This is a genomic window from Caulobacter sp. X (assembly GCF_002742635.1).
Classification (GTDB): domain Bacteria; phylum Pseudomonadota; class Alphaproteobacteria; order Caulobacterales; family Caulobacteraceae; genus Caulobacter.
This window is the reverse complement of the sequence record NZ_PEGF01000001.1, coordinates 2,248,713-2,268,208: the sequence shown is the minus strand read 5'-3', so window position 1 is coordinate 2,268,208 and position 19,496 is coordinate 2,248,713. Positions and strand designations below refer to the sequence as shown.

Annotated in this window: 18 protein-coding genes, 2 tRNA genes and 1 pseudogene; 15 read left to right on the top strand and 6 right to left on the bottom strand. The window is 66.7% G+C overall.

Annotated features, from left to right (window positions below; all coding sequences use genetic code 11):
* Nucleotides 1-30: 30 nt before the first annotated feature.
* Nucleotides 31-996, bottom strand: a complete 966-nt coding sequence (locus tag CSW60_RS10500; RefSeq protein WP_099537647.1) for a complex I NDUFA9 subunit family protein — start codon at nucleotides 994-996, stop codon at nucleotides 31-33.
* Nucleotides 997-1,151: 155 nt separating this feature from the next.
* Here CSW60_RS10500 and CSW60_RS10495 point away from each other — a divergent pair.
* The 9 genes and pseudogenes from CSW60_RS10495 to ptsN all read left to right on the top strand — a co-directional run bounded on the left by CSW60_RS10495 (nucleotide 1,152) and on the right by ptsN (nucleotide 7,697).
* A tRNA-Leu gene (locus CSW60_RS10495) sits at nucleotides 1,152-1,238 on the top strand.
* A gap of 171 nt (nucleotides 1,239-1,409) precedes the next feature.
* Nucleotides 1,410-2,027, top strand: a complete 618-nt coding sequence (locus CSW60_RS10490) for a ribonuclease D (RefSeq protein ID WP_099537183.1) — start codon at nucleotides 1,410-1,412, stop codon at nucleotides 2,025-2,027.
* A pseudogene (gene lptC, locus CSW60_RS10485) lies at nucleotides 1,994-2,658 on the top strand (LPS export ABC transporter periplasmic protein LptC). Before CSW60_RS10490 ends, lptC begins: the two are co-directional and overlap by 34 nt.
* Nucleotides 2,659-2,716: 58 nt before the next feature.
* Nucleotides 2,717-3,277, top strand: coding sequence for an LptA/OstA family protein (locus CSW60_RS10480; RefSeq protein WP_201723010.1), 561 nt, complete (start codon nucleotides 2,717-2,719; stop codon nucleotides 3,275-3,277).
* 9 nt (nucleotides 3,278-3,286) lie between these two features.
* Nucleotides 3,287-4,045 (top strand): LPS export ABC transporter ATP-binding protein, encoded by a 759-nt coding sequence (lptB, locus tag CSW60_RS10475; protein WP_099537180.1) that lies wholly within the window; start codon nucleotides 3,287-3,289, stop codon nucleotides 4,043-4,045.
* Nucleotides 4,046-4,249: 204 nt separating this feature from the next.
* Nucleotides 4,250-5,743, top strand: a complete 1,494-nt coding sequence (rpoN, locus tag CSW60_RS10470; protein ID WP_099537179.1) for an RNA polymerase factor sigma-54 — start codon at nucleotides 4,250-4,252, stop codon at nucleotides 5,741-5,743.
* 95 nt (nucleotides 5,744-5,838) lie between these two features.
* Nucleotides 5,839-6,450: an exopolysaccharide biosynthesis protein gene (locus CSW60_RS10465; protein WP_099537646.1), complete on the top strand. Its 612-nt coding sequence runs from the start codon at nucleotides 5,839-5,841 to the stop codon at nucleotides 6,448-6,450.
* Nucleotides 6,451-6,512: 62 nt separating this feature from the next.
* Complete coding sequence (hpf, locus tag CSW60_RS10460; protein WP_099537178.1) at nucleotides 6,513-7,145, top strand: ribosome hibernation-promoting factor, HPF/YfiA family; 633 nt, start codon at nucleotides 6,513-6,515, stop codon at nucleotides 7,143-7,145.
* An 87-nt stretch (nucleotides 7,146-7,232) separates the two neighbouring features.
* Nucleotides 7,233-7,697, top strand: coding sequence for a PTS IIA-like nitrogen regulatory protein PtsN (gene ptsN, locus CSW60_RS10455; RefSeq protein ID WP_099537177.1), 465 nt, complete (start codon nucleotides 7,233-7,235; stop codon nucleotides 7,695-7,697).
* Nucleotides 7,698-7,706: 9 nt separating this feature from the next.
* Here the strand turns inward: ptsN and CSW60_RS10450 are convergent, their stop codons facing one another.
* The 4 genes from CSW60_RS10450 to CSW60_RS10435 all read right to left on the bottom strand — a co-directional run bounded on the left by CSW60_RS10450 (nucleotide 7,707) and on the right by CSW60_RS10435 (nucleotide 9,477).
* The gene (locus tag CSW60_RS10450) at nucleotides 7,707-7,976 is read right to left on the bottom strand and encodes a DUF1150 family protein (protein WP_099537645.1); all 270 of its coding nucleotides are present in this window, start codon (nucleotides 7,974-7,976) and stop codon (nucleotides 7,707-7,709) included.
* A gap of 117 nt (nucleotides 7,977-8,093) precedes the next feature.
* Entirely contained in the window at nucleotides 8,094-8,519 is a 426-nt protein-coding gene (locus CSW60_RS10445; protein WP_099537176.1) for an Hsp20 family protein, read from the bottom strand.
* A 201-nt stretch (nucleotides 8,520-8,720) separates the two neighbouring features.
* Nucleotides 8,721-8,796, bottom strand: a tRNA-Ala gene (locus tag CSW60_RS10440).
* Nucleotides 8,797-9,009: 213 nt separating this feature from the next.
* Complete coding sequence (locus CSW60_RS10435) at nucleotides 9,010-9,477, bottom strand: TIGR02300 family protein (protein ID WP_099537644.1); 468 nt, start codon at nucleotides 9,475-9,477, stop codon at nucleotides 9,010-9,012.
* Nucleotides 9,478-9,595: 118 nt separating this feature from the next.
* Between CSW60_RS10435 and aroA the strand changes: the two genes are divergently transcribed.
* The 6 genes from aroA (at nucleotide 9,596) to mscL (ending at nucleotide 16,424) form a co-directional block, all read left to right on the top strand.
* On the top strand, nucleotides 9,596-10,927 hold the full coding sequence (gene aroA, locus CSW60_RS10430; RefSeq protein ID WP_099537175.1) for a 3-phosphoshikimate 1-carboxyvinyltransferase: 1,332 nt from the start codon (nucleotides 9,596-9,598) through the stop codon (nucleotides 10,925-10,927).
* A 3-nt stretch (nucleotides 10,928-10,930) separates the two neighbouring features.
* A complete protein-coding gene (gene cmk / locus CSW60_RS10425; RefSeq protein WP_099537174.1) occupies nucleotides 10,931-11,572 on the top strand; it encodes a (d)CMP kinase in 642 nt (213 codons plus the stop codon).
* A 146-nt stretch (nucleotides 11,573-11,718) separates the two neighbouring features.
* Nucleotides 11,719-13,428, top strand: a complete 1,710-nt coding sequence (gene rpsA / locus CSW60_RS10420; protein ID WP_099537173.1) for a 30S ribosomal protein S1 — start codon at nucleotides 11,719-11,721, stop codon at nucleotides 13,426-13,428.
* A gap of 106 nt (nucleotides 13,429-13,534) precedes the next feature.
* A complete protein-coding gene (locus CSW60_RS10415; RefSeq protein ID WP_099537172.1) occupies nucleotides 13,535-15,517 on the top strand; it encodes a DUF3857 domain-containing transglutaminase family protein in 1,983 nt (660 codons plus the stop codon).
* A 117-nt stretch (nucleotides 15,518-15,634) separates the two neighbouring features.
* Nucleotides 15,635-15,925, top strand: coding sequence for an integration host factor subunit beta (locus CSW60_RS10410; protein WP_066687914.1), 291 nt, complete (start codon nucleotides 15,635-15,637; stop codon nucleotides 15,923-15,925).
* Nucleotides 15,926-16,004: 79 nt separating this feature from the next.
* Nucleotides 16,005-16,424: a large-conductance mechanosensitive channel protein MscL gene (gene mscL / locus CSW60_RS10405; protein WP_099537171.1), complete on the top strand. Its 420-nt coding sequence runs from the start codon at nucleotides 16,005-16,007 to the stop codon at nucleotides 16,422-16,424.
* A gap of 51 nt (nucleotides 16,425-16,475) precedes the next feature.
* Here the strand turns inward: mscL and CSW60_RS10400 are convergent, their stop codons facing one another.
* On the bottom strand, nucleotides 16,476-19,349 hold the full coding sequence (locus CSW60_RS10400; protein ID WP_099537170.1) for a pitrilysin family protein: 2,874 nt from the start codon (nucleotides 19,347-19,349) through the stop codon (nucleotides 16,476-16,478).
* Between the last annotated feature and the right edge of the window lie 147 nt (nucleotides 19,350-19,496).

Below are 19,496 nucleotides of genomic sequence, written 5' to 3'. Positions count from 1 at the left end.
CCGCCCTTTCTTTTGTCTCGGCCTTAGAGTCTAGAACGCGCCCGCCGGGGTCTCGGCGTACTGGCCGCCCTTGCGATAGCGATAGAGATAGGTCGGGACCACGGCTTCGACGGCGGTCGCGGCGACGCCGGCCTCGGCGAGGCCCGGCAGGCCGTGGGCGGCGACGTTGTCGTTCTTCAGCATCTCGACCTGATCCGTCGTCAGCGGCGGGGCCAGCGGCAGGATCGAGGCTTGCAGGTCGCCCAGCGTTCCGATCAGGCCGGCTAGCGGCCACGGCACGGGGAGCAGCGGACGATTGCGGCCCGTCTCGGTCAGGATCAGCTCGAGGATCTCGCGCATCGTGTAGACGGTCGGACCGCCCAGCTCATAGGTCACGCCGACGGCGGCCGGGCTGGCTACGGCCTTGGCGATCACCGCGGCCACGTCGCCGACAAACACCGGCTGGAACTTCGTGTCGCCGCCGACCAGCGGCATCACCGGCGCCAGGGCGGCCATCTGGGCGAAGCGGTTGAAGAAATCGTCCTCGGGGCCGAACACGATCGAGGGGCGCACGATCGTCGCGCCCGAGAAGGCGGCGCGGACGATGGCTTCGCCCTCGCCCTTCGAGCGGGCGTACTTGGCCGCGGCGTTGATGTCCGCCCCGATCGCGCTGACGTGGACCAAGCGCTTCACCCCGGCCTTGGCGGCGGCTTCGGCGACATTGCGCGCGCCCATGGCGTGGACCGACTGGAACTTCTGGCGGCCGCTCTCCCAGAGCACGCCCACCAGGTTCACGCAGGCCTCGGCGCCGTCCAGCGCGCGCGCCACCGAGCTCGGCACGCGGACATTGGCCTGGACCACCTCGATCTGGCCGACATCGCCCAGCATGCGCATGCGATAGGCGAGGTTCGGCTGGCGCACGGCCACCCGCACCCGGTAGCCCGCCTTGGCGAGCGCCCGCACGACCTGGCCGCCCACAAAACCGGAGCCGCCGAACACCGTGACAAGACCCTGCATCTTCATTCCTCGTCGCATGCGATGACGCGGGAATTAGACGACCGAGCGCGGCGACGCAACGAAATCACGATTTGTCGTTTTTTCGCTGTTGACGCGGCCGAACGCTTTCCCTAAACGTCCCGGCCTCGCGGCGACCTAACCGGTTGCTACCGCGGGCCCAGGTGGCGGAATTGGTAGACGCGCTGGCTTCAGGTGCCAGTGACCGAAAGGTCGTGGAGGTTCGAGTCCTCTCCTGGGCACCACCCCTTGTTCAGCTTCTTCAGAGAAGCGAGGGGTGGCGCCAAAATCCTCCCATAATCGAAAATCTGGGCGGATAGATATCCCATTCATCGTGAGTATATGTAACGCGCGCCTATGTCGGGCGCGTGGTCGAACGCGTCGCGCGCGCGGCTCTCGCCGGAGATTTCTGAGACTTGGCCAATTTCGTTCACGAGGGCGACCTGCCCAATGGCGTGTTCGCGGGCGCGAGCATCGTCGCGATTGATTCGGAGACCATGGGCCTGCGCCTGGGGCGTGACCCTCTATGCGTGGTGCAACTGTCGTCCGGCGACGGCGACGCCCATGTCGTGCGCCTGAGTCGGCCGGGTTACGACTGTCCGAATCTGAAGGCCCTGCTGACCGATCCGACCGTCCTGAAGCTTTTTCACTTCGGCCGCTTTGATATCGCCATGTTCGAACTCCATCTGGGAGTCGTGACCGCGCCTGTCTATTGCACCAAGATCGCCTCGAAGCTGGCCCGCACCTACACCGATCGCCACGGCCTGAAGGACGTGACGCGCGAACTGCTGGGCGTGGAGCTTTCGAAGGCGCAGCAGTCTTCGGACTGGGGCTCGCCCTCGCTGAGCGCCGACCAGGTCGCCTATGCGGCCTCGGACGTGCTGCACCTGCATGCGTTGCGCGAGAAGCTCAACGCCATGCTCGAGCGCGAGGGCCGCATGGCCCTGGCCCAGGCCGCCTTCGATTATCTTCCCCACCGCGCTTCGCTCGATCTGGCCGGTTGGGAGGACGTCGACATCTTCGCGCACAGCTGACGGACGGACGATGCAGCCAGCCGCGGTCATGACCGGACGAGCCATCAGCGCCGATCTCGCGCGCTGGCGCCGCCGCTCGCGCCGCGTACTGATGGCGCGCATCATCCTGCCGATCGCGATTGGGGCTCTATTGCTGGTGGTGGTTTCGCAGGTCGGTTGGCGCACCTACATGGCGGCCACCCATCCGCCCGTCGAGGCCAAGACCGAAATCCGCCTGATCACGCCGCGCTTCTACGGCCAGTCGACGGACGGCCGCAGCTTCATGATCACCGCGCGCTCGGCCATACGCGACGACGCCGATCCGCGACGGATCCTGCTGGATGAGCCGGCCCTGACCCTGGATCTCGGATCCCCGACGCCCACGCGAATGACCGCCAAGAGCGGCGTTTATCGTCAGGATGACTTCGGACTGACCCTGAAGGACGATGTGCGGCTGGACGATGGCACGGGCTATCGCTTCGCCTCGGAGGAATCTTTCGTCGATACGCGCACGGGCGATGTGACCGGCGAAAGCACGCTTAACGGCGAAGGGCCCAGCGGACAGGTGCAATCGCGCGCCTACTCCGTATATGACAAGGGCGACCGCATCGTTTTCCGGGGCGGGGTTCGCGCGCGGCTAGAACGGCAGTAAAGAACGTAAATGGCGCAGGTTCGCTGACGCGGCCGCGACGGATGAGGACATGGTTCTGATGAAGCGATGGACGGCTGCTGCGGCGACCGCGTTGGTCCTGTCTGGGTTTGGAGCCGTTGCGGCTCATGCCCAACAAGGCGACTCGAGCGCGCCGATCGACGTGTCCGCTGATCAGCAGGAAACGATCAACAGCAAGTGCATCACCATCTTCCGCGGCAACGTCGAGATCCTGCAGGACCGCTCGCGGATGCGCGCTCAGCAGGTGACGGTGTACAGCGCCAAGCGCGCGGGCTCCGAGAACGGTTGCGGCAACGCCCAGCGCCTGGAAGCCGAGGGCGACGTTTATGTCGTCAGCGAGAACCAGAAGGCTCGCGGCGACCGCGCGGTCTACACGTTCAGCGACAACATCGCGGTCCTGACCGGTGACGTCATCCTGACCAAGGGCAAGGACGTGGCGCGGGGCGACCGCCTGACGGTCAACACCAAGACCAACGACGCCAAGCTGGAGTCCAGCGCCAAGGGGCGCAGCGCTCCGCGTCGGGTCCGCGCGGTGTTCTATCAGGACGACAGCAAGAAGACTGACGCGCCCGCCGCGTCCGACCAGCCGGCCCAGCGCTAGGATCGTTTCATGACCCTGACCTCCGCCGAGATGGACGGCCTCTTCGTCGATTCCGTTGGCAAGTCGTTCGGCGACCGTCCCGTCGTCAAGAACGTCTCCCTGCGCCTCAAGCGCGGTGAAGTCGCGGGCCTGCTGGGTCCGAACGGCGCCGGCAAGACGACCTGCTTCTACATGGTCACGGGCCTGATCGCCGCCGACTATGGCGCGATCTATCTGGACGGCGAGAACATCACCGCCCAGCCGATGTTCCAGCGCGCCCGCCTGGGCGTGGGCTATCTGCCGCAGGAAGCCTCGATCTTCCGCGGCATGACGGTCGAGCAGAACGTCATGGCGGTGGTCGAGATGCGCCAGAAGGACGCCCGCAAGGCGCGTGAGCAGGTGACCAGCATTCTGGAAGAGCTGCGCATCACCCATATCCGCAAGTCGCCGGCCGTCGCGCTGTCGGGCGGCGAGCGTCGTCGCGTCGAAATCGCCCGGGCCTTGGCCAGCGAGCCGTCGTTCATGCTGCTGGACGAGCCGTTCGCCGGTATCGACCCCCTGGCGATCGCCGACATCCGCGAGGTGATCGGCTATCTGAAAAGCCGTGGGATCGGCATCCTGATCACCGACCACAACGTGCGCGAGACGCTCGACATCATCGACCGGGCCTCGATCATCCACGCGGGCGAGGTGCTGTTCGAAGGCTCGCCGCGTGAGATCGTCGATAACCCGGAAGTTAAGCGGGTCTATCTGGGCGACAGCTTCTCCGAACCCAGGTTGGGCGCCTGATAGAAGCCTCGAGCGTCCAAAATGGCCTCTCAAGGGGTCCTTTGAGCGTAAGAAGCTCTTTCAAAGCAGAGCCTTACCCTCTGGCATGATATTTTCCCGAGGCGGAAGGTCGCACCGGCCCGATATTTGCAGGCGTTCGCAAGCCGTTAACCAAACCAGCCCTTCAATGACGGTCGAGATTGGTTCGTTCGTCAGGAGGGCGCATTGGCGCTCAGCCACAGACTTGAGCTCCGGCAAGGCCAGGGCCTCGTCATCACCCCCCAGCTGCAGCAGGCGATCAAGCTGCTGCAGCTGTCGAACATCGAGCTCGACGCCTTCGTCGAGGCCGAGCTCGAACGCAATCCGCTATTGCTGCGCGATGAAGGCGAGGCCGAGCCCGCCTCCGACGGGGCGGTGGAGCGCGACCCCAGCCTGACCCAAGTCGACGTCGTGGCCGACACGGCCGCCGGGCATGAGATGGACGCGCCCGCCGAGGATGTCTCACCGGGCGAGCGCGCCACCGGCGACGGCGCGGAGGCTGAGCATGCCGGCGGTCAAATCGACTGGTCGCGCGCCGGCTCCGGCGGATCCTTTGACGGCGACGAGGGCTATGAGAGCGTTCTGGTCGACGTTCCGACCCTTTCGTCCCACCTGCGGGCGCAGCTCGTGCAAGCGGCCCTGTCGCCGGCCCACAACGCCATCGCCGAGATCCTGATCGACGCGGTGGACGAGGGCGGGTACCTGCGCCTCGACGTGATCGAGCTGGCCGCTCGCCTCGGCTGCCCGCTGGATATGGTCGAGGGGGTTCTCACCGTTCTTCAAGGCTTCGAGCCGGCTGGAGTCTTCGCCCGCGACGTCCGCGAGTGCCTGGCGCTGCAACTGAAGGACCTGAACCGCTACGACCCGGCCATGGCGGCGATGCTCGACCACCTCGAGCTGCTGGCCAAGCGCGACCTGGCGGGTCTGCGGCGGGTGTGCGGCGTCGACGACGAGGACCTGCGCGAGATGATCGCCGAGGTCCGAGCGCTCAATCCTCGTCCCGGCGCGGCCTATCACAGCGAGCCGGCCGAGACCCTGGTGCCCGACGTTATGGTCCGCGAGGGTCTGGGCGGCATGTGGCATGTCGAGCTGAACACCGACACCCTGCCGCGCGTGCTGGTCGACCAGCGCTATCACGCCCGTGTCGCCAAGGGCGCGCGCAGCGACCAGGAGAAAACGTTCGTCGCCGACTGCATGGCGTCGGCGAACTGGCTAGTGAAGAGCCTGGATCAGCGCGCCAAGACGATCCTGAAAGTCTCCAGCGAGATCGTGCGCCAGCAGGACGGCTTCCTGGCCTATGGTGTCGAACACCTGCGCCCTCTGAACCTGAAGACGGTCGCCGACGCGATCGGCATGCACGAGAGCACCGTCAGCCGCGTCACCTCGAACAAGTACATCGCTACGCCCCGCGGCGTGTTCGAGCTGAAATTCTTCTTCACCTCGGCCATTCAGTCCTCGGAAGGGGGCGAGGCCCATTCCGCCGCCAGCGTCCGGCACAAGATCAAGGGCCTGGTCGATGCGGAGAAGACCGAGGCGGACGTCCATTCGGATGACCGCATCGTGGAGATCTTGAAGGCCGCTGGCGTCGACATCGCCCGCCGTACGGTCGCCAAATATCGCGAGGCCATGCGCATCCCGTCATCGGTTGAACGTCGACGCCTGATGAAGGAAATGGCCTGAGCCCTCCTATATGAGGCTTGAACACCGCCCGCGCCTGTCGGCCGCGCGGCCTGATCGGCTCCCGCGCGTTCCCGTGCGGGCGTGACGAGGATCCGATGAGCGAGAAGAGCCTGGCGGACGTGATCGAGGGGTTCGGCGAGGACCAGCGTCCGACCCTGACCGTCGGCGAGATGCTGGACGCGTTCGACAGCCGAGCCTTCGGCGCCATGCTGCTGGTCTTCGGCCTGCTGAACACCCTGCCGTTGCCGCCGGGGTCGTCGACGATCCTGTCACTGCCCATTCTCTTGCTGGCGCCGCAGATCGCCATGGGCGCCGATCATCCCTGGCTGCCGAGGAAGCTCACCGAAAAGCCCCTCAAGCGTGATGACATGCGCGGTCTCTTCCGCCGGCTGGCGCCGATCGTGCGGAGCATGGAGTTGATCACGCGTCCCAGGCTGCGGCCAATGTTCGCACCAATGGGCGAGCGCGCCATCGGCGTGGTCTGCACCTTGCTCGCCTTGGTGCTCGTCCTGCCAATCCCGTTGGGCAACCTGGCGCCCGGCGCGACGGTGGCGGTCCTGGCCCTGGCCCTGCTGCAGCGGGACGGAATCCTGGCCTTGGCGGGCTATCTGATGGCCCTGTTCAGCGGGGGACTGCTGTTCGTCAGCGCGCATGTGGTGATCATGGCCGTGCGCAAGCTCATGACCGTATTTTCGGGCCTGTTCTGACGGCTCCTTAAGGACCGTTTCGACCGCTTGACACCCGTTCGAGACAGGCGCGTTGTATCGATATGCAAGTCCAAGTTTCCGGCAAGCATGTCGACGTTGGCGAGGCTCTGCGAGCGCGAGTCTCCGACGAAATCGCCCAAAGCATCGGCAAATACTTCGACCGAGGCGGCGCCGCCGAGGTCGTGGTCAGCAAGGAGGGTTACGCCTTCCGTGTCGATTGTTCGGTCAAGCTGGCCTCTGGCCAACAACTGATCAGCCATGGTTCGGGAGGCGACGCTCACGCCGCCTTCGACGCGGCCCTGGCCAAGATCGACACGCGGATCCGACGATATAAGCGACGCCTCAAGAGCCATTCGCCGGCGGCGACGGCCAAGCAGGTCGAGAACGCGGCCATGTTCGTCCTCCGCGCGCCCGACGCCGAAGACGCTGAGGATCATGACTGGGATGTGGATGCCGACCACCCGACGGGCGCGCCCGCGGCGATGGTCATCGCGGAAACCCAGGCCGCTTTGAAGACAATGACCGTTTCCATGGCTGTCATGGAACTGGACTTGACCGGCTACCCGGCAATCGTGTTTAGGAACGCCGCCCACGGCGGATTGTCCGTGGTCTATAGGCGTCCAGACGGAAATATCGGCTGGATCGATCCCGAACGCACGAAGTCGCTGAACGGGCACGGGTCTACCGCGAGCTAACCGGACCGTGTCACGGCCGGTGGCGCCGTCGGCGGATCTGCGGCGACGGCGCCAAGGCGGTCGACAACGAGCGAGCGTTAGAAGTCCATGACCATTGGCGACCTTCTGGACCCGGGGGCGGTGGCGTTGCGCGCCGGTGCGCCTGGCAAGCGCCAAGCGCTTTCGCTCGTCGCTGACGTCGCCGCGCGCGTCCTTGGCGTCGACGCCGACGCAACGCTGGAAGGTCTCTTGGAGCGCGAGGCCGCCGGATCGACGGGCGTGGGCGAGGGCGTGGCCATTCCGCATGCCCGCGTCGAAGGCGTGGACCGGGTGCGCGCCGTGGTCGTCCGGTTAGACACGCCGGTTCCCTTTGACGCCCTCGACGACAAGCCTGTCGATCTGCTGGTGGCGCTGTTCGCTCCGCTGGACGCCAGCGCTCAGCATCTCCGCGCCCTGGCGCGCGTGGCGCGCGTCCTGCGTCAGCCGGAAACGCGCGCCGCGCTACGCCAAGCCAAGTCAGCGGACGCCATTCACGTCCTGCTGACCCAGGAAGCCGCCAGCACGGCGGCTTGATCCCTCTCGCTAGTGCACAGAGACCGGCGCCAGTTCGTGCGCCAAGGCGGCCGCGATCGCGGTGTCGCGGTCGATCATGACGGCCAAGCGCGCGCCGTCCGCGCGGCACACAGCGTATAGCGTCTGGTCAGGCGAGAGATTGAAGTCGTCCACGCCCTCCGGCGCGTCGGCGAGCACTTCGGCGGCCTTGATCGGCCGCACATAGACAAGGTCAGGGGCGCCAAGGGCCGCGAAAGCTTCGCTCGTGAAGAGCGGGCTGTGATGAGTGTTGGGCGTCATGATGACCACCTCCTTCAATGAGGGAACGCGCCTTTCTCCGGCCGGTTCAGCCCGCGCCGGGAGCCGCTCGTTCCGCGCGGCCGCTCGGCCCGCGCTAAATTGCGTTCAAGGGCGCGGTCAGCCCGCGCTGCGGATAGGGATGCGCTTGACCAGGCGCTCGGGTTCCGGACGCGCCAGATCGATGTGCAGGAGGCCGTGCTCAAGGGTTGCGGCCTGCACCTCCATGCCCTCGGCGAGGACGAAGGTGCGCACAAAGCCTCGGGCGGCGATGCCGCGGTGCAGGAAGGCTCGCTCGGCCTCGCCGCGCGCATCGGCGTCGCGCTTGCCGGCCACGATCAGTTGGCCGCCTTCGACCGTCACCTGCAGTTGCTCGGGCGAGAACCCGGCCACGGCCAGGGTGATGCGCACGCCGCCGTTCTCGGACTGCTCGACATTGTAAGGCGGATAGCTTTCGGACGCGGCCTTGGCGGCGCGCTCGATCAGGTCTCTGGTGTGCTCGAAGCCCAGCAGGAAGGGGCTGTCGAACAGGATCGTCCGGGTCATCGCGAAGTCCTCGCTTAAGCGACTTCGTTCGCGGCGACAAACCCGTGGGTCGGCGCTTGTCCCCGCGACACGTGGCTAGACATGGCGAGCACGGATGAAGGGTTCAAGAGGGAAGAGCGCGGGTCGAGCCCGCTTTAGCTCAAGCCAGGAATCTTACGCCCGGAAATGGACAAGGCCCGGACGTTTCCGTCCGGGCCTTGATGGTGGAGCTAAGCGGAGTCGAACCGCTGACCTCTTGAATGCCATTCAAGCGCTCTACCAGCTGAGCTATAGCCCCGAGTTTTCAGAGAACACCTAGCGGTAACTCTCGGAAATCCTTGGTCTCTTCGGCGTTTCGACTGGTGTCGCTCCCCGAAGAGGCGCGGAACCTAGTCCGGGATTTTCCGGGGATCAACCCTCCCTGCGAACTTTTTTCGAGAAAAATGTCGCAGGCCCGAAAACGCCTGTGGAAAGCCGGTCGCGGCAAGACCGAAACCGGCTTTCCGCTGGATCAGTCGTCGTCGCCCTCGCCGGGCAGACCTTCGATCTCCTCGTCGAGGATATCGTCGTCGTCCTCGTCCTCCAGGAACGGCACGTCGTCGGCTTCGTCTTCGGCGAGATCGTCGTCCTCGGCGAAGTCCACGCCCAGGTCCGCGTCGCCGGCGGGCGTCGCGCCGGGCTCGGCGTCTTCGTCGTCCGTTTCGACGACGTCGGCTTCGGCGGCTTCGTCGATTTCCGGAGTCTCGTCGACTTCATCCTCGAAGCCGTCCTCCTCCTTCGGGGCGACCGACTCCTTCTCATCGTCGGACTCGTAGTCCGGCGTGATGGCGCGGGCGCGGACGCGCCGCGACTTCAGGGCCTCTTCCGGGTCGAACTGCTCGCCGCATTTGGGGCAAACGGCCGGACGGCGGTTGAGGTCATAGAACTTCGATTGGCAGTTGGGGCAGATTTGTTTTGCGCCCAGGTCGGGATTGGCCAAGGTGGCGACCCTTTGATCCGGATGGGAAAAGCGGCGGGTCACTTGCCATGACGAGAGCCCGCTGTCAAAAGCAAACCCCTTCGCGAAAACCACCAAGTACTAAGGAGCCGGTTTCGGCATGTCGTCGGCTGGATTGAAGAGCGCCCCCGGAAGCGCTCTGCGAGGGATCGTGCGCGCTCCGGGAGACAAGTCCATTTCTCACCGTTCGATGATCCTGGGCGCGCTGGCGACCGGGACGACGACGGTCGAGGGCCTTCTAGAGGGCGACGACGTGCTCGCCACCGCGCGGGCCATGCAGGCCTTCGGCGCGCGGGTGGAGCAGGAGGGCGTCGGTCGCTGGCGCATCGAGGGCCAGGGAGGGTTCTCCGAGCCCTCGGACGTCATCGACTGCGGAAACGCCGGCACTGGCGTGCGCCTGATCATGGGCGCGGCGGCCGGCTTTCCAATGTGCGCCACCTTCACCGGCGACAGCTCGCTGCGCGGACGGCCGATGGGCCGGGTCCTGGATCCGCTGGCCCGCATGGGCGCGACCTGGCTGGGCCGCGACAAGGGGCGCTTGCCCCTGACCTTGAAGGGCGGCGCCCTGCGCGGCCTGAACTACACCCTGCCGATGGCTTCGGCTCAGGTGAAGTCGGCCGTGCTGCTGGCCGGCCTGCACGCCGAGGGCGGCGTCGAGGTGATCGAGCCGGAAGCCACGCGCGACCATACCGAGCGCATGCTCCGGGCTTTTGGCGCGGAAGTGATCGTCGAAGACCGCGTCGTCGGCGAAAAGACTATCCGCCACATCCGTCTGCCCGAGGGGCAGAAGCTCACCGGAACCCATATCGCCGTGCCGGGCGATCCGTCTTCGGCCGCCTTCCCGTTGGTCGCAGGCCTGATCGTCCCGGGCTCTGAGGTCACGGTCGAGGGCGTGATGCTCAACGAACTGCGCACGGGCCTTTTCACGACCCTGCAGGAGATGGGCGCGGATCTCGTGATCTCGAACCAACGCCTGTCCAGCGGCGAAGAGGTCGGCGACATCACCGCCCGTTATTCCAAGCTCAAGGGCGTGGTCGTCCCGCCCGAGCGCGCGCCGTCGATGATCGACGAATATCCGATCCTGGCGATCGCGGCGGCCTTCGCCGAGGGCGACACGGTGATGCGCGGCGTTGGCGAGATGCGGGTCAAGGAAAGCGACCGGATCGCCCTGACCGCCGCCGGCCTGGAAGCTTGCGGCGTCGATGTCGAGGAAGAGCCGGAAGGCTTCATCGTCCACGGGACGGGCCAGGCCCCGCGCGGCGGCGCGACGGTCGAGACCCATGGCGACCATCGGATCGCCATGAGCCACCTGATCCTGGGCATGGCCGCCCAGGCGCCGGTCGCCGTCGATGAGCCGGGCATGATCGCCACGAGCTTCCCGGGCTTCGCCGACCTCATGCGCGGTCTCGGCGCGACGCTGGCGGAAGCCTGAGCCATGGCGTTCGTGATCGCCGTCGATGGTCCCGCCGCGTCCGGCAAGGGCACCATCGCGGGGCGCCTGGCGGCGCTCTATGGCTATCCGCTGCTGGACACCGGCCTGCTCTACCGGGCGGTCGGCGTGGGCGTCCTGGCGGGCGCCGGCGATCTGGACGACCCGATCGCCGCCGAGGCCGTGGCGCGTACGCTCGACCTTTCGGATCTGGACCGGGCGGAAGTGCGCACGCGGGCGGCGGGCGAGGCGGCCAGTCGCGTCGCCGTGCATCCTGGCGTGCGCGCGGCCCTGTTCGACCTGCAGCGCGACTTCGCCCAGCGTCAGCCCGGCTCCGTGCTGGACGGGCGCGACATCGGCACGGTCATCGCGCCTCACGCGCCGGCCAAGCTCTATGTCACCGCCCGCCCCGAAATCCGCGCCGAGCGGCGCTGGAAGCAGCTGGTTGGCCAGGGCGAGGCGGTCGATTTTGAGGATATCCTGGCCGATATCCATAAGCGCGACGCCCGCGACGGCGGTCGCAAGGACGCCCCGATGACGCAGGCGCCCGACGCCGTCTTGCTCGATACGTCGGAAATGACTATAGAGCAGGCCTTCGATGCGGCCCGCCGTATCGTCGAGGACGCGCGCGCCCGTCACCGGCTCTAGCCGGAGGGCAAATCCACCGCCGTTCTCGCCGCGATGAAGACCATCGCGGGCCGTCTTATCAAACTCACTTCATCCGGAATCCCGAGGACCGTTTCATGACGGTGCTCGTTTCAGGGGTTCCCCCAACCTAGAGACCAAAGATCAGCATGGCTGACGATATGAGCTTCAACCCGACGCGCGACGATTTCGAAGCGCTCCTCAACGACTCGATGGGCGGCCGTGACTTCGCCGAAGGCACCGTCGTCAAGGGCAAGGTCGTCGGGATCGAAAAGGACTTCGCCATCATCGACGTCGGTCTGAAGACCGAAGGCCGCGTCCAGCTGAAGGAATTCGGCGTCGACGAAGCCGGCAAGCCGACCGTCAAGGCCGGCGACACCGTCGAAGTGTTCCTGGAACGCCTCGAAAACGCGATGGGCGAAGCGGTCATCAGCCGCGAAAAGGCCAAGCGCGAAGAAGCCTGGACCCGTCTGGAAGGCGTCTACGCCCGCAACGAACCCGTCATGGGCGCGATCGTCGGCCGCGTGAAGGGCGGCTTCACCGTCGACCTGGGCGGCGCCTCGGCCTTCCTGCCGGGCTCGCAAGTCGACATCCGTCCGGTCCGCGACGTCGGCCCGCTGATGGGCAAGGAACAGCCCTTCGCCATCCTGAAGATGGACCGTCCGCGCGGCAACATCGTCGTCTCGCGTCGCGCCATCCTGGAAGAAGCCCGCGCCGAGCAGCGCACCGAACTGGTGTCGCAGCTGCAAGAGGGTGAAATCCGCGAAGGCGTCGTCAAGAACATCACCGACTACGGCGCGTTCGTTGACCTGGGCGGCATCGACGGCCTGCTGCACGTCACCGACATGAGCTGGAAGCGCGTCAACCACCCGAGCCAAGTGCTCGCGGTCGGCGACACCGTGAAGGTCCAGATCGTCAAGATCAACCCGGACACCCAGCGCATCTCGCTCGGCATGAAGCAGCTGCAGTCGGATCCGTGGGACGGCGTGGAAGCCAAGTACCCGGTCGGCGCCAAGTTCACGGGCCGCATCACCAACATCACCGACTACGGCGCCTTCGTGGAGCTGGAAGCCGGCGTTGAAGGCCTGGTGCACGTCTCGGAAATGTCCTGGACCAAGAAGAACGTCCACCCCGGCAAGATCGTCTCGACCTCGCAAGAAGTCGACGTGGTCGTGCTGGACGTCGATCCGTCCAAGCGCCGCGTCTCGCTGGGCCTGAAGCAGGCCCTGGCCAACCCGTGGGAAGCCTTCCTGGAAGCGCACCCGGTCGGCTCGACCGTCGAAGGCGAAGTCAAGAACGCGACCGAGTTCGGTCTGTTCATCGGCCTCGACAACGACATCGACGGCATGGTGCACCTGTCGGACATCGACTGGAGCGTCCCGGGCGAAGAAGCCATGGCCCGCTACAAGAAGGGCGACATGGTCAAGGCGAAGGTTCTCGACGTCGACGTCGAGAAGGAACGCATCTCGCTGGGCATCAAGCAGCTGGCGGGCGACCCGATGTCGGGCGACACCTACCGCAAGGGCCAAACCGTGACCGTCACCGTCACGGAAGTGACCTCGGGCGGCATCGAAGTCCGCTTCGGTGAAGACGACGCTCCGATGTCGGCCTTCATCCGCAAGTCGGACCTGTCGCGCGACCGTCAAGAGCAACGTCCGGAGCGTTTCGCCGTGGGTGACCGCGTCGACGCCCAGATCACCAACATCGACAAGGCCGCGCGCCGCGTCTCGTTGTCGATCAAGTCGCTGGAAATGGCCGAAGAGAAGGAAGCCATCGAGCAGTTCGGCTCGTCGGACTCCGGCGCTTCGCTGGGCGACATCCTGGGCGCCGCTCTGCGCGAGCGCGCCAGCAAGGAATAGGCTTCCGCTCCATAGGCGTTGAAGTTGGCGGCGGCTGGAGCGATCCAGCCGCCGTTTTCTTTTGCGCGAAAGCCTGCCACAAATCCCGAGGGTTGAGTTGTGGGGGATGTTCGTGCTGTTCAGCGGGTTCCGAGGCGTCCGAGGCGCGGTGATCGCCGTCGCCTCCATCACGGTCATGGCCAGCGCCGCTCAGGCGGACGAAAAGCCCAGCTACGGGCCGCCGCCCAAGTGGGTTCAGGTTGCGGACGTTCCCCCGCCGCCCGCCGATGATCAGGCGCCATCGACCCAGCTGCTGCTGAACGACAATCAGTCCCAACACGACAATACGGGCTCGGCCTACTACAACCGCCGGATCGTCAAGGTGCTGAAACCCGAGGGGCTGCAGGGCGGGTCGCGGTCGGTGACCTGGGACCCCGTGCGCGACAAGGTCACGCTCCACACCCTCGCCATCATCCGCGACGGACAGCGGATCGACCTGCTGAAGCAAGGGCAGGACGTCCTGGTCCTGCGGCGCGAGAAGAACCTCGAGCGCGCGATGCTGGACGGGCGCATGACCGCCTCGATCCAGATCAAGGATCTCCAGGTCGGCGACATCGTCGACTGGGCCTTCACCCAGGAGCACAAGGAAGCTCTGCTGGGCGGCCGCACCAATGATTTCGAGACCATGGCGTGGAGCGGCGTCGCGGGCCGATATCGCGCCCGACTGCTGTGGCCCGATGGAACGCCCCTGACTTGGCGGATCACACCGGGCTTTCCGCAGCCCAAAGTCTCCAAGGCGGGCAAGATCAACGAGCTGCTGGTCGACGTCGCGAACGCCAAGCCGCCAAAGCCGCCGATCGGCGCGCCCATCCGGTTCCAGCGCGTAGGGATGCTCGAGGCGACGACCTACACCGGTTGGGAAGACATCTCCCGCCGCATGGCGCCGCTTTTCGCCGAGGCTTCGAAACTGTCGGCGGACTCTTCGCTGCGAGCGGAAATCGCCGCCATCGCGCAGGCGAGCGCCGATCCGAAGGCGCGGGCTTTCAAGGCTTTGCAGCTGGTCGAGGACAAGACCCGCTATCTGTTCCTGGGCATGGGCGATGGCGGCTACAAGCCCGCGCCCGTCGACGAGACCTGGTCGCGGCGCTTCGGCGACTGCAAGGGCAAGACCGCGCTGCTGCTGGCGATCCTGCGCGAACTCGGCGTCGAGGCCGAGCCGGTGCTGGTGTCGACCACCAGCGGCGACGGCATGGAAGAGCGGCTTCCATCGGCGGCGCTGTTCAACCATGTCATCGTTCGCGCTCGCATCGGCGGCAAGAGCTATTGGCTTGACGGTACGCGCTCGGGAGACGTCGGCGACATCGATGGATTGCGGCCGCCGCCGTTCCGCTGGGCTTTGCCGCTGCGGACGGATGGGGCGTCGCTGGAAGAGATCGTCCAGCCCTCGCTCAGCCGCCCCGACAGCGAGGGCGTGGTCCGTATCGATGCGTCGGGCGGCCTCGACAAGCCCGCGCCGATCATCATGACCAACGTGCTCCGCGGCGACGCCGCCCTGGGCTTGGCCCGCGCCCTGCGCACCGCGCCCCGAGCCGATATCGAACGTGGCCTAAAGCAAAACGCTTCCGCCAGCCTGAGCTGGGTGAATATCGAGACGATCGACTTCGACGTGTCCCCCAGCGGCGAGGCCAGGATCAGGATTGGCGGAACAGCCGACCTCGACTGGCGCTTGAACGACGACCTCGGGCTTCGAGAGTTCCGCATCCCGGGATCCGGTTCGGGCAAGGCGACGGCCTTCCCCCGACGCGAGCCAGGTCCGAACGCCGATGCGCCCTACGCGACCGGCTTCCCAGCCTACGCGACATCGACCACCGAAATCGTCCTGCCCAACAAGGGCGCGGGCTTCGCGGTCAAGGGGCCTAACTGGACGGGTCGCATCGCCAATCGAGAGATCGTGGCGACCGCGGAGCTGAAGGACGGCGTGGCGAGGTTCGCCGAATCCAGTCGAAGCGTCGGCCGGGAACTGCCCTACGCCGAGGCCGAAGAGGCCAACAGGACGGCTCGCCGCCTGGCCTCCGAGCCGCAGATCGTCCGCGCGCCTAAGGGTTCATAGCCGTGCGCATTAACCGAACCCCGTTCGTGAATCGCACGCAACCCCTTGAAGACTCAGCCATCGTTGGGCAAAGGTCCGGTCGCGCCTTGTTAGTCTTGGGGCGTTCCGGGGATTTCGATGATCAAGTCTGAACTCATCGCCAGGCTCGCGAATGAAAATCCGCACCTGACGCAGAAGGACGTCGAGCGCGTCGTCAGCGTGATCCTGGAACGCATGATCGGCGCTCTAGAGGACGGCGGTCGCGTGGAGCTGCGGGGCTTCGGGGCTCTGTCGGTGCGTTCGCGTCCCGCCCGAACCGGCCGCAATCCGCGCACCGGCGAGGCGGTCGAGGTCCGCGCCAAGCACGTGCCATTCTTCAAAAGCGGCAAGGAGCTCCGGGCTCGGCTGAACGCTGACGGCGACGAATAAGGCGACTAGGCCGGGGCTTGACCCGGCATCGCGAACGACGCCAGCCTCGCGGTCATTCTGAACAGGCGAGGAGGCCGTCATGAGCGTCGTCAAGGAGTTCCGCGAGTTCATAGCCCGCGGCAACGTGATCGACCTGGCCGTCGGCGTGATCATCGGCGCGGCCTTCAACAGCATCGTCAAGAGTCTGGTCGATCAGGTGGTCATGCCGCCAATCGGCCTGCTGACCGGCGGCCTTGACTTCTCGAAGCTGGAATGGGTGCTGCGATCCGAAGATCCGGCGACCGACGCGGTCGAGAAGGTGGCGATCCAGTACGGCGCCTTCATCAACACCTTGATTCAGTTCTTCATCGTCGCGGTCGTGGTGTTCCTGCTGGTCAAGCTGGTCAACGGAATCCGCCGCAAGGACGCCGAGACTCCGGCGCCGGCCGCCCCTCCCGCCCCGACGCCGGAGGAAAAGCTGCTGACCGAAATCCGCGACTTGCTCGCCAAGTCGAAGTAGCGCGCCGATCAGCCTGGAGCGCCGCGCTGATGCGACGCCCCAGGCCTTTCGTCACTTGCCCAGCGTGGGGCTGTCGAGGTCGAGCTTGGCGGCCGGGATCACCGTGGCGTTGGGCGCGACCTTGGTGAGCTCTTCGCCCATGGCCTTGGCGTCGCCCGCCACGATCACGCTCATCTGCGCGGGGTCCAGCTGCGCCTTGGCGAAGGCCTGGACCTGGTCCGGTGTCACCGCCTCGACCTTGGCGGCGTAGGTCTGGATTTCCGTCAGCGGCACGCCGTAGACGGCGAGGTTGCCCAGGATGTTGGCCAGGCCCTCGGAGGTGCCGAGATCGCGGCCGAAACCGCCCACCAGCACGGACTTGCGCGCGGTCAGCTCGTTCGCGGCGGCGGGCTCGGACGCCAGACGCGTCAGTTCCGCACGCGTCAGGGACACGACCTCGGCCGCCGACGGGTTCTTGGTCTGCACCCGCGCGGAGAAGCCGCCGAAGCGGCCCTGAGGCGTCAGGCTGGAGCCGGCGCCGTAGGAGAGGCCGCGCTTGATGCGGATCTCCTGGTTCAGGCGCGACGAGAAGCCGACGCCCAGCACCGTGTTGGCCACCAGGCCCTGATAATAGTTCGGGTCCGTGCGGGTGATCGCCGGCTTGGCCAGAACCACGGCCGCCTGGCCCGTGCCCGGAAGGTCGATAACCACGTTGCGGGGCTGGTAGCCGGTCGGGGCGGCGGGCGGCGCGGGCGGCGGCGTGGCGGGCTTCTTCCAGCCGCCGAAGGCCTTCTCCGCCAGGGCGAAGCCGGCCTCGGGCGTCAGATTGCCGGTCAGCACCAGCACGGCGTTGTCAGGACGCCAGTAGGCTGCGTGAGTCTTGGCGAGGTCAGTCCGCTTGATCTTGGGCAGCGAGCCCGGCGTTCCGCCCGCCACATGTCCATAGGCCGAGCCGGCGTACAGCACCGGCGCGGTGGCGAAGCCGGCCAGGCTGCCGGGGCGTTGGTAGGCGACCGACAGGCTGTCCAAGGTCTCGGCGCGGACCCGATCCAGTTCCGCCGTGGCGAAGGCGGGATTCTCCGCGACATCGGCCATGATGGCCATGGCCGGCGCGGCGTTGTTCTGGGTGACGCTCAGGGTCAGGGAGGCGGCTTCCCAGCCGGAGCCGGCCTCGAGATTGGCGCCCAGAGCCTCCGTCTCGCGCGCGACCTGGGTCGCCGAGCGGGTGGCCGTGCCCTCCGTCAGCAATTCGGCGGTCAGGCTGGAGACGCCCGCCAAGCCCTTGGGGTCCGAGCTCGCGCCGCCGCGCACCGTCAGGTCGGCGGTGATCAGGGGCAGGTCGCTGGACTTGGCGACGATGACGCGCAGGCCGTTGGCCAGGATCTTCTCGGCCGGTGTCGGCAGCGCCGCCGGGACAGGCGCGGCGATCGGCGGCGGCGCCTGGCGCTCGCCTTCCGGCGCGAGCGTTGTGACCGGGCCGTCGTACTTGACCGAGGCCACCTTGGGGATCGGCGGCGTTGCGTCCTTCTCGCCGGCCGGACGATCCTTCTCCGGCAGGTAGCGGATCACGGTGCGCTTGTCGTCGGCGAGGTACTTGCGGGCCACGCGCTGGACATCGGCGGCGGTGACCGCCTGCAGGGAGGCGAGGTTGGTGTTAGCCCGGGCGGCGTCGCCCTCGGTCATCAGGGCGTAGCCGATGGCGAAGCCGCGACCGTCGATCTCTTCGCGGCGGCGCACCGCGTCGGCCAGCAGGCCGGCCTTGGCTTCCGAGAGCTCGGCGGGCGTGACGAGACCGTCGCGAAGCCGCGCGACCTGGGCGCGGAGCGCCGTCTCGCCCTGCTGGACCGTCTTGCCGCCCGCCATGATCGCGCCGACGTAGAACAGGCCCGGCTGGGCGTTGTTCGGCGCGCTGGAGAACACCGACTGGGCGATCTTTTGCTCGTAGACGAGGCTGTCATAGAGCCGCGAGGACTTGCCGGCCGACAGGATGGCGTCCAGCACGGTGAGGGCCGGCGCGTCCTTGTCGGCGGCCGCCGGCGCCAGCCAGGTGATCGCCAGCGCGGGCAGCGGCACGTTCGGTCCGTAGGTGTTCACGGTCTTGGGGCCGGAGCGAGCCGGCTCGACGACGGAGACCTTCGGAATGTCGCCCGCCGGCTTGGCGATGCCCGCGAAGTACTGGTCGATCATCGCGTCCAGCTTGGCCTGGTCGAAGTTGCCCACGACGATCAGGGCCGCGTTGTCGGGCCGATAGTAGGTCTGGTGGAAGGCGCGAACGTCATCGACCGTGGCGGCGTCCAACTCCTCGATCGAGCCGATGCCAGGGCGTTGGTACGGATGGGTCGTGAACGACTGCTGGGGGATCGAGAGCGCGAAGAAGCGGCCGTACGGATCGGCCAGAACGCGCTGGCGCAGCTCTTCCTTCACGACGTCGCGCTCGGAGGCGAACACGCTCTCGTCGATCACCAGCGACTTCAGGCGATCGGACTCCGCCCAGAGCAGGCGCTCCAGGTGATTGGCCGGCGCGACCTCGTAATAGTTGGTGAAGTCGTCCCAGGTGGAAGCGTTGTTGAAGCCGCCGACATCCTCGGTCAGGCGGTCCAGCGTCTCGCTGGGCATGTTCCGCGTGGCCTTGAACATCAGGTGTTCGAAGAGGTGCGCGAAGCCCGAACGGCCACGCGGATCGTCCTTGGAGCCGACACCGTACCAGACCTGCACCGAGACATTGGGCGTCGTGGCGTCGCGCGAGGTGAAGACCTTCATGCCATTGGGCAGCACGCGCTGCTGATAGACGATCGGCGGCGCCTTGATCGCCGCGACGCTCGCGACCTTGGGCGCGGCTGGGGCGACCTTCGCCTTCGCGGGTGGGGTGGCCGCCAACGCCATCGGCGAAAGCGCCGTGGTTGAGAGGGCGGCCGCGACAAAGGCGAACTTGGCGGTGCGGATCATGCGCGAGAAACTCCTGAACAGTCGCGCCGAACCCTAGCACTCCCCGTTTCGAGATAAACCTTACCGAGCTGTCATCTGCCGGGAACAAAAACGGCCAATGGCCGTTAAAAACGCTCGTCTCGGCTCCCCGCTCGCGGGTCGCGCGCG

Bases quoted from the DNA above. Each gene is read 5' to 3' on its own strand.
- CSW60_RS10500 (WP_099537647.1), bottom strand. From the start codon at position 996: ATGCAGGGTCTTGTCACGGTGTTCGGCGGCTCCGGTTTTGTGGGCGGC.
- CSW60_RS10480 (WP_201723010.1), top strand. From the start codon at position 2,717: ATGAAGCGATGGACGGCTGCTGCGGCGACCGCGTTGGTCCTGTCTGGG.
- lptB (WP_099537180.1), top strand. From the start codon at position 3,287: ATGACCCTGACCTCCGCCGAGATGGACGGCCTCTTCGTCGATTCCGTT.
- CSW60_RS10465 (WP_099537646.1), top strand. From the start codon at position 5,839: ATGAGCGAGAAGAGCCTGGCGGACGTGATCGAGGGGTTCGGCGAGGAC.
- hpf (WP_099537178.1), top strand. From the start codon at position 6,513: ATGCAAGTCCAAGTTTCCGGCAAGCATGTCGACGTTGGCGAGGCTCTG.
- ptsN (WP_099537177.1), top strand. From the start codon at position 7,233: ATGACCATTGGCGACCTTCTGGACCCGGGGGCGGTGGCGTTGCGCGCC.
- CSW60_RS10450 (WP_099537645.1), bottom strand. From the start codon at position 7,976: ATGACGCCCAACACTCATCACAGCCCGCTCTTCACGAGCGAAGCTTTC.
- CSW60_RS10445 (WP_099537176.1), bottom strand. From the start codon at position 8,519: ATGACCCGGACGATCCTGTTCGACAGCCCCTTCCTGCTGGGCTTCGAG.
- aroA (WP_099537175.1), top strand. From the start codon at position 9,596: ATGTCGTCGGCTGGATTGAAGAGCGCCCCCGGAAGCGCTCTGCGAGGG.
- cmk (WP_099537174.1), top strand. From the start codon at position 10,931: ATGGCGTTCGTGATCGCCGTCGATGGTCCCGCCGCGTCCGGCAAGGGC.
- rpsA (WP_099537173.1), top strand. From the start codon at position 11,719: ATGGCTGACGATATGAGCTTCAACCCGACGCGCGACGATTTCGAAGCG.
- CSW60_RS10415 (WP_099537172.1), top strand. From the start codon at position 13,535: ATGTTCGTGCTGTTCAGCGGGTTCCGAGGCGTCCGAGGCGCGGTGATC.
- CSW60_RS10410 (WP_066687914.1), top strand. From the start codon at position 15,635: ATGATCAAGTCTGAACTCATCGCCAGGCTCGCGAATGAAAATCCGCAC.
- mscL (WP_099537171.1), top strand. From the start codon at position 16,005: ATGAGCGTCGTCAAGGAGTTCCGCGAGTTCATAGCCCGCGGCAACGTG.
- CSW60_RS10400 (WP_099537170.1), bottom strand. From the start codon at position 19,349: ATGATCCGCACCGCCAAGTTCGCCTTTGTCGCGGCCGCCCTCTCAACC.